Genomic DNA, 13,764 nt, shown 5'->3' on the forward strand with positions numbered 1-13,764 from the left:
AAAAACTCCTTTTTTAGTTCTCACGTACCTTTTCCCAGTAATATACTAAAGTTTCCATCCCCTTATCAAAACTATCTAGTGGGAAACTTTCATTTGGTGAATGAAGACGGTCATCTGGCGTACCAAATCCTAATAAGACGATAGGTATATCATAAATTGCTTCTATCCACTCTACTACTGGTATCGATCCACCCATTCGTATGAATACCGTTTCTTTTCCAAATGCTTTTGTATAGCTTTCTGCAGCCTTTGTAATTAGTGGATGATTCGGTTCAACTTTATAGGCTTTTGCAGATAATTTTTCTTTCTTCACTTTAACTGTTACGCCTTTTGGAGCAACCTTCTGCACATGTTTTTCAAGTAATGCTTGAATTTTTTCCGGATCCTGACCAGGAACCAATCGACAAGTAATCTTTGCTGTTGCCGATGATGGAATAATTGTCTTTGTACCTTCTCCTTGATAACCACCATACATTCCATTGATTTCAAAGGTTGGTCTTGCCATAGTATGTTCCTGTGCCGTATATCCCTTCTCGGAAACGGTTTCTGGAATTCCAGTTGACGTTACATAGTCTTCACTAGGAACGTCTGCCATTCGTTTCCGTTCCTCTTTTGTTAAAGGTTCAACATCATCATAAAAGCCATCTACAGTAATGACTTCATCAATATTCTTCATAGAGGCCAAAATATGATTTAATGCCATAATTGGATTTCGAACAGCACCACCATACATTCCAGAATGTAAATCATGATCCGGTCCTGTTACAGTTATTTCAATTCCCGTAAAGCCTTTTAATCCATACAAAATAGTTGGCTGGTTTTTGGCCACCATTCCAGAATCAGAAATAACAGCAAAATCTGCTTGGAATTGTTCTTTTTTTGATTGTAATCTCTCATATAAGTTTTCGCTACCTATTTCTTCTTCTCCCTCAATACATACTTTAATGTTGAGAGGAAGTTTTCCTTCTGTTTTCATATAGGCTTCGAATACAGCAAGATGCATAAACACCTGTCCCTTATCATCACTGGATCCACGTGCATATAATCTTCCATCCCTAATCTCTGGTTTAAATGGATCACTATCCCATTGATCAATAGGGTCAACAGGTTGTACATCATAATGACCATAAAAAAGAACAGTTGGAGCCTCAAGTCCAGCCCCATTATATTCCGCATAAACGATAGGATGTCCGGCTGTATCCTGCTTCTCTACATTTTCAAATTGAATATCTTTTAAATATGTAACAAGAAAATCTGCTGCGTTATGGATATCCTCCTTATAAGCACTATCTGTACTAACACTTGGTATCGATAAAAAATCACTCAGTTTTGATACTAATCTCTCGCGATGTTCTTGTAAATATGCTAAAGCCTTCTCACTCATATCATTACCTCCAAATTCAATATCCAAAGTTATTTTAGCATAATACATGTAGAATCCTAAATAAATCGGAAAAACAAGAGTCTAGTTAGAAAAATACAACACCGTTGACATTCAAAACATCAACTGAAATAAACTTGTATTTTAAAAAAAGCGAGTGGCCCACTAAGAGTCACTCGCCTTGATTTTATCGATTTTGAGGGAAAATACGCTCAATCATGTTACCAAATTGATCAAAGAATCCTTCAACCGGCTCACCACGGTCTACATCATCTACATAGTTATTTGCTAAATCGAAGAAATCCGGATTGGTCGATATATATACATTATCAATATCATTATCCACAGATTTTACAATATCAGAAATCTTGCCTTTAACGTCATCCGATAATCGATCATCAAATCTGTTCTGATTGTTCCTCTCCGGATTTCGATTATTGTCATCATTTCTGTCTGTATCGAGTTCAGCAGCAACATAGGCATTATTATTCGTTGTTAAAACATAAACATTGTCAATTTCCTTCACTCGATCAGAAATGCGATCAGCTGCCTCTTCCGCTACATGATATCGGTTTTCATTACGATTGTCACGAACATGATTGGTATTATTATTATTGGTATCTGCATCGTTATCCATGCGATTATAAAAATTATTGTTCGTACGGTTCAAATCATCATTGGTTCGGTTATTAATATCTCGAAAATCACGGTTCTGTAGTCGATCAGCATCTCGTTCCATCGTGTAGTTACGGACATTCGTCATACCGTCTCCAGTATTCGTACCATAACGAGGATGATCAATACGATCAGCATTATTCGGGCTTGCCCCTTCATTTGCTCCTTGACAACCTGCCAATGCCAAGGATACGATAACTGCTCCAGTGATAAGTTGTTTCTTCAATTAATTAACCTCCTTTTAATTTGAACCTGCACATAGTATGTTTCATTAGATTTTAATTATGTCACTAGCCCTAAACCTAATTATGGTAAACACACCATTAAAGTTTTACACATGTAATAGTAAAAATGGGGACAATATAAAAGAACCCTTGAATGATTGATTAAGGAGGGGGAAAATGGTTCCAGATTATGACAAAGCACTATACTATACGCTTTGGGGACAATGGGATGATTTACTTGTTTTAATGGTTCGCACCAATGATGATTTACTTTCCAAGAAAATTCAACAATTTTTACATTCCTATAATTATTCACTGGACCAAAGAAAAATCATGGAGTCCCATGATAACCTTCTATATTATATCGACCATGCAATGAAACAAACTCCTGCATTTACCATGAATATTTAGAGGTAATAAAAAAAGGAAAAGTAGCTATTTTGCTGCTTTTCCTTTTTTATTGAGCATACCCACGGTGATTTCCGTTCGAGTTTCCATTATTGCCCTGATTGCCTGGCTTTTCGTTGCCATTATTACCTTTTCCATGATTGCCATGGTTGCCATTATTATGTGATTTTCCATGATTATGCTTCTTGTTTCTTTCATTAAGATTGCCGTTATTACTTTTATTCTTCCCATTCGAATTCAATTCCCCATTCTTTTTCTTTAGTTCGCTGGGATGTTTTTTTTCTTTTACTTTATTTGGTTCATTCGAATGACTTTTTCTCTTTTTTAGCTCACCTGAATTTCTTTCATCCTTATCCGTATCCGTATCTTTATTTTTTACTGTATTGGTAGAAGATTCATCGTTTGTCTTCTGCTTTTCTTGAATAGCTGAAATATTATCTGGTTCTGGTCTATCTATTTCCTCTTCATTTGTAGTATCATCATGATTCTCTACCTCAACTTTTTCCACATTTTTATCGACTTTTTCCGGTTTTAATTTTTTATCATCATTTTTTATAACTTCCTCTTCATTATCTATAATTTCTTCATCATTATCTTTTGTTTCTTCCTCTTTATTATAAAAGGCATGAATAATCTTTAATTCATTATCATCAAAGGCATGATATTCTTTGTTATGATTGGATTGATCACTCGTTACCGCCGAAACCATTAATTTATTCATCGATGTATTTTTTTCCAATGCCAATTTGCGAATATTATTTGGCACATAGAATGCTGCTATGTTCCAATCCGGTTCACTAGTTTGAAAAAGTTTTTCCATCTCTTGTATGACTTTCTTATCTTCGGCTAACTTTTCATCACTGGTAAAGCTAAAGCCTACAAGGACATTCTTATCCCTATTAATTAGTTCAAATTCTTCGCTTTGTTCCAAAACTTGTTGAATAACGATTTCCACTTTTTCACCTTGATAATCTCTAAGCTGTTCAATTATAACTTTTGCATCATCATTTAATGGCTGGATATCCCGGACCAAACAGTTTTTATCAATTTCGATTTCAACACTTGGGTTAATATCTACTGTCACATAAGCATATGCTTCCTTTGTACCTGGAATAAAGTAAAAAGGAAGCATTAATAAAATACATATACAAGCAAGTGTTATCATGCGAGGCACTATATGTTTTCCCTTCATGGGAAAGTGGGGAGTTTTCTTTTTCTCTTTTAGTGGTTCAAAGACAACCTCTTCCCCTATTTGCCTATCGTCCGTTACATATCCTTTAACAAACTCTCCATCCTTGGTTAAAAAAATAGTATAGTTCCGATGCTTTTCAAGTATGATTCCCTTTTTCACTGACCCACACCCTTAAGATAGTCCTTTAAATAAATAAACTCCTCACTCAGTACAATAAAAATAGCTAATATAAATTTTCGATTACGTTCTAACGTTTTTTTACTCACGTCTACCTTGTTAGCAAGATGCTTCATAGGGATTTTCTTCTTCTTAAAAACATATTCCCTTAGATTCTCTTCTTCATACAATACTCTCGCAACTCTTACCGCAGAATCACGGGCATCCCTATGTTTGGGAGAAACTTTTGTAAGCTCTTCAAAGCTTAATTTAAATTCTGACAGTTTCTGTTTGAAATCGAAAATTTCTTCGGTTAGTTTTAAAACATCCTGTCTTTCCCTATATTTTTCTTTTGCTATCCGTATCTCCATTGGATTTTCCATTTGAACATCATCATAGGTTTCATCTAATGATACTGCCTTGATTCCTCTTTGGTTTGCTCTGATATAATCAATAATTTTACGTTTAATCACTAGCTTCGCAAAAGGTAAAAATGAACTTCCCTTTTCCGGAGAGTAAGAGTTGATAGCCTCATTAAACGCGGATAATCCAATACTGAACTCATCATCTGTTCTAGGATTAATATATCGTTTACAAACCTCGGAGACACATTTTGCTATAAAAGGTTGGTAGGTTCGAAGTAAATGGTTAAGAACACTTATGTCGCCATTTTGTGCTGAGATAATCATTTCCTCTAGTGGTTTATCTTCTAACGAATTGATCATTCTATTAAATCCACCTGATCTATTATAGTTTTCGATTGATGACTCATCTTTTTGGGTGCAGTTTTAAATCTATTATTTTTTTTATATCTGTAAAATATTACTAACATGATGATTTCACCATCTTTGATTAGACTTTTTTCGTCATAATATATACTTTTTCAGCATAGTTCTATCATAACGCAACCTACTAAACTGTGGCTATCTCAATTGCATTACATTTTCTTTAAATAACTATTACTATATTTTTTTAATCCGTCATTTTTTTACATACTTGAAATATAAATCAATTGGTACAAATAACCCTACCTTCCCATGCTGGTCATGGTTTAAAGTTGCGAAGATTACACCAATAACATTGCCTTGTTCATTTATTATGGGGCTACCACTATTTCCGCGATAAACAGGTGCTTCAATCATGATAACCTGCTCTTCCCAGCCATCCAATTTAGTGGGTCCTATTATATTACCTTCATTTGCTATTCCATTAAATCGTAATGGATTTCCTATAAATTGAATCGCCTGATCCTGTTCAAATGCCGGACTTTCAGCCAAAGTTAAATGTGGTAGTTCCTCTCCATCGACTTGTAATACTGCTAAGTCAATAGATGGCTCAGATTTAACTACCTCTGCTTCAAATAAACCATGGTCAGGAAATGCAACGGTAAGGTTTCTTTTATCTTCAATAACATGATGATTGGTCAAAATGGCTCCATCACTAGAAATAGCAAAACCTGTCCCTTTACTATTTTCAGTCTCGACAACAACCACAGCTTGCTTATACGCTTGGATATCTTCATCTAACGTTAAGCTTGCCGATGTCTTTAAAAATTCAATTGCTGGTATGGAGTAGGTTTGTGGAATAAGTGCTAATACATTTATCACCATTGCAACTGCAATAATCCAAAAAATCCATTTCGGGAAAGGGCGTCTTGTAGGATTATTCTTGCGTTGCTCAGCCCTTTCGATAGCTTTTTTCTTTTCCTCTTGAACTAATTCATACAGTTCCTCTTCATCAAATTCTTCATATAAATCTTCATCAATAACATCTGGTTTATTATGCTCTCTTTTATCCATGCGTCACCTCATAAAAAAGGTTCTAAACAGTCACTTTCACTTTTCGTATATTTTGTTCCATTAATTGATTAATGTTCCGTCTATTCTTTTTCTTTTATTGTACCACGATTTAGGTTATTATAATGGAAGTTACAAACACACATAATTGTGTAAATATGATTACAAAACGTAAAGCTTCCGAATAGAATAGTTGCTTACGAAGCAAATTCTTTTAACACAACATATTTTTTATAACAGTGAGAATTCACTGAACTACTACAATTCAGTAAATTTATCTTAAAAAAACAAATTGACATATTGATAAGTTAGTCGCACAATAAGGTTAATATCTGAAAAATGGAACATGGATTGGAGTTGATTTAATGCATTTGGATGAAATGCTAGAATTTAACAAGCTGTTTGTAGAAAACAAAGAGTATGAAGCCTACAAAACAGATAAATATCCAAACAAACGTATGGTAGTATTTACCTGTATGGAATCTCGTCTGGTTGAGTTACTACATAGAGCACTTAATATTCAAAATGGTGATGTGAAAATGGTAAAAAATGCTGGTGCCATTATTCGTAAACCATTTGATAGCATCATGAAAAGTATATTGGTAGCCATTTACTCTTTAAAGGCTGAAGAAGTCATCGTTATCGGACACCATGATTGTGGAATGTCACAAGTTGATATTGATGCATTGACGGAAAACATGACTAATCGAGGGATAGACCAGGAAACCATAGACACATTAAAACATTCTGGAATCGACTTTCATGACGAATTCCATGGCTTTGAAACGGTAGAAGAATCTGTATCTCAAAGTGTTGACATTATTCGTAATCATCCGCTTTTACCAAAAGATATCAAGGTCCATGGACTGGTAATAGATCCTGGGACAGGAAAAGTGGATATTGTTACGAGAGATAAATAAACAAATATCATTAGAACAATAAAAGATTTACTAAAAAACGCTTGGATAAATAAAATCCAGGCGTTTTTTACCTAATTTTAATCATTTAGGTCACCCATTCGTTCCATATTACATGATAAAACAGTTAAAATATTGCACCTCACAAGGAATAGACAAGTTAATTATTCTGCAGCGCAACTAGTTTCATTTCATTCTTATCTATATACAATTTCTTTACAACCACGTTAGATGGCATGAAAGGATATTCTTGGATAACTTTTACCATATCTTGCATTTTAGCGTCTTGATTCCCTATTAACCAATTGATTAAACTCTTTCTTTTGTCATCCGCCATGTGAGTTGAATGAGTTGCCTCTATTTTCTCTTGTAATTCCTTATTAACCTTTTCACGTGTAAAACTATTACTATCCTCAACAATGTAAATAGTATCGATATTTTCTTGATAAACAGCAAACAATATATCTCTCATGAAGTCACCAAACGGCTGTAACATTTCCGCTTGATACCGTTGTAGAATGATGGCCTTTTCCAAATTAAAATGTTTCATTTCCCGTTCAATCAAATCTTTCATTTTGGGGTTCATTCCAGTTATAAATAATATCTTTTTTGACTTATTTGTATTCAACCATATCACCTCTTGTATGAATTAACGATGTAAAGTAGTTAGGATAACTTACTTTGTAGGTCCTCCGTTAACTTAAATATCATCATTCTCTCCCCTGAGTTTGTACTAATATCCGTATAAAAACTAGATACTTCCATTCCGGTAATGGTTAGTATCATTTCCTTTAATTGATCGACACCTGATTCTACGAGACTATTTCGATACCTTTTTATAGATAGCAACCCATCTTTATTGTCACATAATGAATGTTCAGCGGGAGTTAATATTCCTTTTAACGTGACAATAATTAGATCTCGTAATATATCCGATTTAACAGCAATCGATCCACGACCTAGAAAATTTTTCTCCCAATGTGTTAATGATTTACTAATTTCGGCTTCCAGGGCTCCTTTCGATTTACCCTTATCCATCAACTATCCCTTCTTTCATCTATTTTTTATTTAGTTGCTCAAAAATTTATTTTTAGGCAATTTTCCCAGAGATTGTTATTTGTTTAAAAAATATATAGAATGCATGAACCTCACACGCAATCGCCCTCAGTGGGAGTCTTAAGACCAACTTTCCCATTTTCCATTCGGGTCAAGGGAAGCTAGGCGAATCCATTCATTTTGTACTTTTTGATAAAATAAAGGATTTTCATCTAACAAACGTACGATATATGATCGTGGTGATTGAATCATTACTAACAAACGTATTGGTTCATGATAAGCTTCTGTATCAGATTGCATCACTGATTGCCATGGTAGACCGGTTAATAAATCACTTCCATTCCCTTGCATTACTCCTATTCCACCTGTTATAGTCTGCGTTGTTTTATTACCACTACCATAATAATGAGGAACTACAGTGGAAGCATAGTATTGGAGGTTAATCCATTGTGCAACTGTTACGGGGCCCTGAATAATGCTAGACAATATATCACCATTTCTATCTTGCTCCCAATTATAATTCTGAAGAAAGACTCTTCCATCCAAATTACAATTTTTTGTAAGCTCCCGTTTCCCGATGATAAAAGCGGCATTCCTTGCCAATCCCCATTCCGGCCGCACCTCACTCCAATCTGCACTTCGCCGCTTAGCCTCCGAGTTTTTATTTGATAACGACATATCTACCTTTGGTAATTTAGGGACACGTTCAGCACTCGCTTCATCACTAACTACCGGCAAAATGGTTTGGATCTGTTCAAAAGATTCTTTTGCACTCTCCGAAAGATCCGGAACGTAAAGCCAACGTAATTCATCCATGGATGTAATATGCTCTGCAGCAACAAACACCGTTTCGTTTGGGACCTGAATATCAAGATCTTTTAACCCCTCCCTAACTTGCGGAAGATTACATAAAGATGCCAAAACCCTTGCATTAAATTCACTTGAGGCACCTCCACAAGCACCACAGTCTAATGATGATGCATATGGATTATTGACACTACGACTGCCATGTCCACATATTACTACGAGGGGAGCAAAGTTATCTGTTAGTCCCATCGTTTTTAAAGCTTGATAAACATATGACACACGCTCTTCTTTCGTAAATCCAATAGGTAATTCCTCACTCTCCTTCATCGGATTATCTATGTGATTAAGTGTGAGCTTAACGTTAGGCTTACGTAAACCCTTTTCTTTAAACGTTCGCATGGCATTGTCAGTATAATTTGGCATAAAACTTTGTGCTAGTGTTTTTAACGTTAACCAAGGACCACTAATTTCAGGTAACATCAAGCTGGAAAGTAAATCTTGCTTCAGTACTTTAAAACTAGAACTTGGTAAACCAATAGCTTCTTTCCGTACGGTATATTGATTTAACTCAGAGTCCGCTATCGTTTCCTTTACCCTTACCTTGGGTTTATTCATAACCGGTAACGATTCATGAGTATGGTGACTTCCTAGTTCACAAGTTTCTATTGGTAAACCAAAAAATCCAGCTGTTCCAAATGTCTCAAAAGGTCCTGCTTTCTCCAATTCACGTCGAAAAGGCTCAGATCGTACATCAATACAAAATACAAATTGCGCTGAAATAGCCCTATCATTGTAACCCTTTTTATATTTAGATAATACCTTCTCTTTTAAATGCTTTTCATACGTTTTTTCCCACGCTTGGAGCCAAAGATTGCGTTGAACAATTAGATCAAACCTATTTGCTAATACTAACCTATCTTCTTGTTCCGAGGAAGATAGCTGTGACCATTCGTTTATTGGCATATTACCCCAATGTAGCCATGAAAGGATCAGGCTTTCAATGAGGTTATCTTCCTTCCTCATTGTAGGTAGAGGTAGATATGGCTTCACTAACACACTTTCTAATGTGATTCGAACAGCCAAATATTCCATTACTAACTCTTTAGCATTCGATTGTTGTTGTGAATACCAAAGCATCATTCCTGCCCATCCAGGTAATGCAAGTAAATGGGATTCTAGATACCCTTTAACATCATCTTGTGAAATATGAAGAGAATTCAATGCATCCGTCAACGCTTGTTCAGCATCTTGTGGAATCCCTTTAAATTGCTTACGAACTGAGGATTCAATCGTTGGATCATGTATAACTAGGCTTTTCCAGGCTTGGTAAAAACCTTCTTTACGAAAAGGCATGGACCATAGTGCCTGGGACTTGTCCAAGAAAAGCTTACACCACTTAATCATTTGATAGTTTAGTTCATTCTCTACTGTGCTATCTCCTAAATTGACTAACCATTGGCTATGGTTTTTTACAATAGAATCATCATGATTCAAGTTAAGAGAACTAAAACGTTTTACTGTATTTTCCAAATCTGACTTGTTATAAGATAGTTGCTGTTTCTCATTAAATAACCGGGACCAACAATATTTCTGTTGAACATCTTGCGGAATATGAAGAGATTCTTTATCTAACCATTCAAGAATACTTTCTCCAAGGAAATTTAAATCAATTTTCCCTTGGTTCCGTGCCAATTGAATGCTAGAATCGTCAGGTAACATATCGATACCACGTATTTCCTGTAAATAACGAGCAACCTCTTCAAATGGTTTATTTCCCATCCCATCCCACGGATTTCTTGCAGCAAACGTATCGATGGGACCATATGGAGCAATAACTTCACATGCTAAATCAACCATCTTTTTTAAATCAACTTGCGGACTTCTAACTAATGTTGCTTCCACTTCATTGGACCTCCTTTAGATAGTAATCGAGTCAAATAGTATGGATGACTTTCAATAGAGTTATAGTTAGGTTCGCCTAATCGTACCAACCAGAGGTAAATGATGGTGTATAATTTTGATGATTGGCGATACGTTAACCATATTCCCATTACACCGGCAAATAACAAAAGGATTACCATATAAATAATTGCTGCATTTGTAGGTTGATTTACCATATGTACACTTTCTGCCAACAAACTTCCAAATAGTTTATGGGTAATCATAAAAAATACACCGGCAAAGACTACCATTAAAACACCTATTAAACTACCAAATCGACCTTTAACTAGTAGGAGTTGATTCCAAGCAACTTTAAAAGACCAGCCAATGATAATGGCGCTTATTAGATGGTATCCTTGCCAAGAGGCAAACTTCCAGTATCCAACCCCTATTAAAATCCCCAAAGCCATACCGAGTATTGCCATATATCTATGAGAATTAGTATTTCTTTCAATATGTGGATGTTCATGATGGATAATGGTTCCAGATCTTAAGAATAAAGTAGATTTAAACATGCCATGTAAGACTGCATGTGTAATAGCTGCTACATAAGCTCCTAATGCACATTGAATCAACATAAATCCCATTTGTGCAATCGTTGAACCAACTAATTGGCGTTTATAATCAACTTGAACTAACATTATTCCCGTTCCTATTAGAACAGAAATACTAGCAATTATTAATAAAATAAATGGAGCAGCAGTACCTTTAAATAAAGGCGCAAAATTGGTTAATATAATTCCACCCGCATTCACAATCCCGGCATGCATTACTGCAGAGACTGGAGTAGGAGTTACCACAGTGCTTAACAGCCAATTGTGAAATGGCCATTGTGCTGCGGGAATAATAACCGATCCTATAAGGAGTAAACCGATTCCTGTCTTTTCCCATAAAGCAAGCTGTATTAGATTGTTTTCACTTAAAACAGTTGATAATTGCCAGTTACCAGTAGTTATGGATAACCATAGTATTGTAACAAAAAGAAATAACCAACTGAGTGCAAATACCTTCCCACTTAATTGTGCAGCCTTTCTAGCAACCTCCCAATCAGAATTTAATCGAATAAGATTAAACAAGACAACTAGTACAAGCCCCCATGAAACCAGTAGCATACGACCATCATTACTCAGCCACGCAACTGAACCGGACACTGTTAAAAGGGTTAATAACAAAAAATAATTTCGATATTTAGTATCACCGAGCAAATAATAAACTGCATAACGTTGTACAATCAGACCTATAATTTGAACAAAAAACACAACTAACCAAGATAATGTATTAAAGCTCAAGGGACCCATTAACAGTTCTTTATTATGGCTGAAAAATAGCGCAAATAAAGCTATTATCGGTGATAAAGCAATAACCCCTATATGTAACCGAACATATTTAAGCGGGACTTTTGGATTCAATAAAGATAAGCCGCTTACGGTAGACAGTGAGAACGAAATCAAAAGTAATATTGGAAACACTGTATATTCCAATGAACCTTGCATTACAAACCCCCTCCTAATTGATAGTGGAAAACATGGTTTTTCGCATTAACACTAGCTAAAATCGATGTACTTTCTAATTCTTGGTTCTAAGTCAAATGTTGGGGTGGGGCTATTAGCTCCTACCCCTTTAACCTATTGAATTGGCTACGGATTTAAATTGATGGTGTAATAATACCCTTAATCTCAATCGATCATATCTCTTGAATCCAAAGGCATTTCTCTTGATAACCTTTGTTTGATTATTCAATCCTTCAATAAACCCATTACTATACCCAAAGGCAAAGCTGTTCAATATTTCAGGTTGCCAATTTTGTAGCGTCTGTATCGCTTTTTCAAATTCCTCTAAACCCGCATCTTTTACTTGCGTATAAAACTGATACAGCCCTTCTTTAACCTCTTTCATATTATCTTTTCCTATTTTCTTTGCTTCTTCAAACCAAGTTCGATAAGATTCTTTTAACCCATAAGCTGTTCTCAAATCTTCTGATAACCCTAAATATCTTTCTAAGTACCAATGTTGTTTTGCGCTAAGGGCTTCATAATGCTTATAAAATACATGCTTCATTCGCTTGCACTTTTTACGATCATAAGGGTGGAATTCTTTTTGAACTCGTCTTCGCACACGTTCGAGTGCCCAATAAATATAACGACAGAAATGAAATCGATCCGCTATAATAATAGGATTCCCCAATGCTTGTTGAACAGCTGATTTAAAGCTATGACTCATATCCATAATGACTATTTCTACTTTTTCTCCCTTTTCCTGTAGATACTTTTTCACCGTTTTTACGGACCGATCAGGAAGAATATCCAAAGGCTCACCTGTCTCACCATTACCGATAATGGTTTGATATTTACCTTTATTTGTATCGCCCTTATATTCATCGATCGCTATTACCCGTGGCAGAGCTTTAACCTCACGTAATTTACCAGCTGATACGTTATCAAAACGTCGCATAGCTGTATTGGATGACGTATGAAATTGGGCAGCAGTATCCTTGAAATTCTTCCCCTTTATCACTCGAAAACCTAACGCCTGATTCCATTCCACCGTATGTCGCTGATAACGATAGACAATATTATTGTTTTCTACAAACCTCTTTCCACACTCACACCTATAACGACGCTTACGATAAAAAATATAGGTTCTACGTTCAAACAATTTTAAATGCTGAATTTTTTGCACTCGATAATCATGAATACGCTCTGTTATCTCCCCACAAGAAGGGCATTTATGAGGTTTTTTTGGCAACTGAACATGAATATGAAAGGATCCCTCTATCTCCTCTGTTTTCGTTATTTTCATTTCTTCTAATCCAGGTAATTTCATGTTAAAATACATATACACGCAACTCCTATCCACTTGTTTCTCGTCAATTCAAGTTTAAAGGATATAGGAGCTTGCGTGTTTTTTTATGCTTAAATTTTATTAAAACCCCAACATATATTTTAGAGCCTAATTCTTTAACTAGTTTGCTTTCTTAAGGAAAATAAAAAAACCGACAATTTTATAATTAATGGTTTTTCCCATTAACTAAGAAAATTGTCGGTTTACTTTTAACTAATAAAATATTTTTTAAAAGTCTACCATTATAAACTATATTAGCACGATGTAAATACAACTAGTTCAAATAGAATTACTTTTTCATAAACTCAAGATGAATTGAATTGATGCTAAAGAATACTATGACTAAAATTTATACCTATAAGAATAACTA

At 35.2% G+C, this 13,764-nt stretch carries 12 protein-coding genes; 2 read left to right on the forward strand and 10 right to left on the reverse strand.

What is annotated here, in order from left to right:
* Positions 1-13 precede the first annotated feature (13 nt).
* Entirely contained in the window at positions 14-1,384 is a 1,371-nt protein-coding gene (locus tag CAO17_RS11100; RefSeq protein ID WP_085992824.1) for a dipeptidase, read from the reverse strand.
* Positions 1,385-1,568: 184 nt separating this feature from the next.
* The gene (locus CAO17_RS11105) at positions 1,569-2,282 is read right to left on the reverse strand and encodes a YhcN/YlaJ family sporulation lipoprotein (RefSeq protein WP_085992825.1); all 714 of its coding nucleotides are present in this window, start codon (positions 2,280-2,282) and stop codon (positions 1,569-1,571) included.
* A gap of 175 nt (positions 2,283-2,457) precedes the next feature.
* Here CAO17_RS11105 and CAO17_RS11110 point away from each other — a divergent pair, with 175 nt between their 5' ends.
* Positions 2,458-2,691: a YhdB family protein gene (locus CAO17_RS11110; RefSeq protein ID WP_085992826.1), complete on the forward strand. Its 234-nt coding sequence runs from the start codon at positions 2,458-2,460 to the stop codon at positions 2,689-2,691.
* Between the two features lie 46 nt (positions 2,692-2,737).
* On the opposite strand, the gene CAO17_RS11115 is transcribed toward CAO17_RS11110, so the two are convergent.
* The 3 genes from CAO17_RS11115 to CAO17_RS11125 form a co-directional block, all read right to left on the reverse strand.
* A complete protein-coding gene (locus CAO17_RS11115) occupies positions 2,738-4,039 on the reverse strand; it encodes an anti-sigma factor domain-containing protein (RefSeq protein ID WP_085992827.1) in 1,302 nt (433 codons plus the stop codon).
* Positions 4,036-4,761 carry an RNA polymerase sigma factor SigI gene (gene sigI, locus CAO17_RS11120; RefSeq protein ID WP_085992828.1) on the reverse strand — a complete coding sequence of 242 codons (726 nt, stop codon included), beginning with the start codon at positions 4,759-4,761 and terminating at the stop codon, positions 4,036-4,038. The genes CAO17_RS11115 and sigI overlap by 4 nt, the downstream gene beginning before the upstream one ends.
* A gap of 255 nt (positions 4,762-5,016) precedes the next feature.
* Positions 5,017-5,835, reverse strand: a complete 819-nt coding sequence (locus tag CAO17_RS11125) for a S1C family serine protease (protein WP_085992829.1) — start codon at positions 5,833-5,835, stop codon at positions 5,017-5,019.
* Between the two features lie 362 nt (positions 5,836-6,197).
* On the opposite strand from CAO17_RS11125, the gene CAO17_RS11130 reads away from it, so the two are divergent.
* Positions 6,198-6,752 (forward strand): beta-class carbonic anhydrase, encoded by a 555-nt coding sequence (locus tag CAO17_RS11130; protein ID WP_085992830.1) that lies wholly within the window; start codon positions 6,198-6,200, stop codon positions 6,750-6,752.
* 157 nt (positions 6,753-6,909) lie between these two features.
* On the opposite strand, the gene CAO17_RS11135 is transcribed toward CAO17_RS11130, so the two are convergent.
* From CAO17_RS11135 to CAO17_RS11155, 5 genes are all read right to left on the reverse strand, one after another.
* Positions 6,910-7,377, reverse strand: a complete 468-nt coding sequence (locus CAO17_RS11135; protein ID WP_085992831.1) for a hypothetical protein — start codon at positions 7,375-7,377, stop codon at positions 6,910-6,912.
* Positions 7,378-7,415: 38 nt separating this feature from the next.
* A complete protein-coding gene (locus CAO17_RS11140; RefSeq protein ID WP_085992832.1) occupies positions 7,416-7,787 on the reverse strand; it encodes a Na-translocating system protein MpsC family protein in 372 nt (123 codons plus the stop codon).
* 138 nt (positions 7,788-7,925) lie between these two features.
* Positions 7,926-10,514 (reverse strand): DUF2309 domain-containing protein, encoded by a 2,589-nt coding sequence (locus tag CAO17_RS11145; RefSeq protein WP_245831824.1) that lies wholly within the window; start codon positions 10,512-10,514, stop codon positions 7,926-7,928.
* Positions 10,499-12,046, reverse strand: a complete 1,548-nt coding sequence (locus CAO17_RS11150) for an NADH dehydrogenase subunit 5 (RefSeq protein WP_085992833.1) — start codon at positions 12,044-12,046, stop codon at positions 10,499-10,501. Before CAO17_RS11150 ends, CAO17_RS11145 begins: the two co-directional genes overlap by 16 nt.
* A gap of 127 nt (positions 12,047-12,173) precedes the next feature.
* Complete coding sequence (locus CAO17_RS11155) at positions 12,174-13,394, reverse strand: ISL3 family transposase (protein WP_085991018.1); 1,221 nt, start codon at positions 13,392-13,394, stop codon at positions 12,174-12,176.
* Positions 13,395-13,764: the final 370 nt, after the last annotated feature.

The sequence above is a fragment of the Oceanobacillus senegalensis genome (assembly GCF_900176885.1).
Taxonomy (GTDB): domain Bacteria; phylum Bacillota; class Bacilli; order Bacillales; family Amphibacillaceae; genus Oceanobacillus; species Oceanobacillus senegalensis.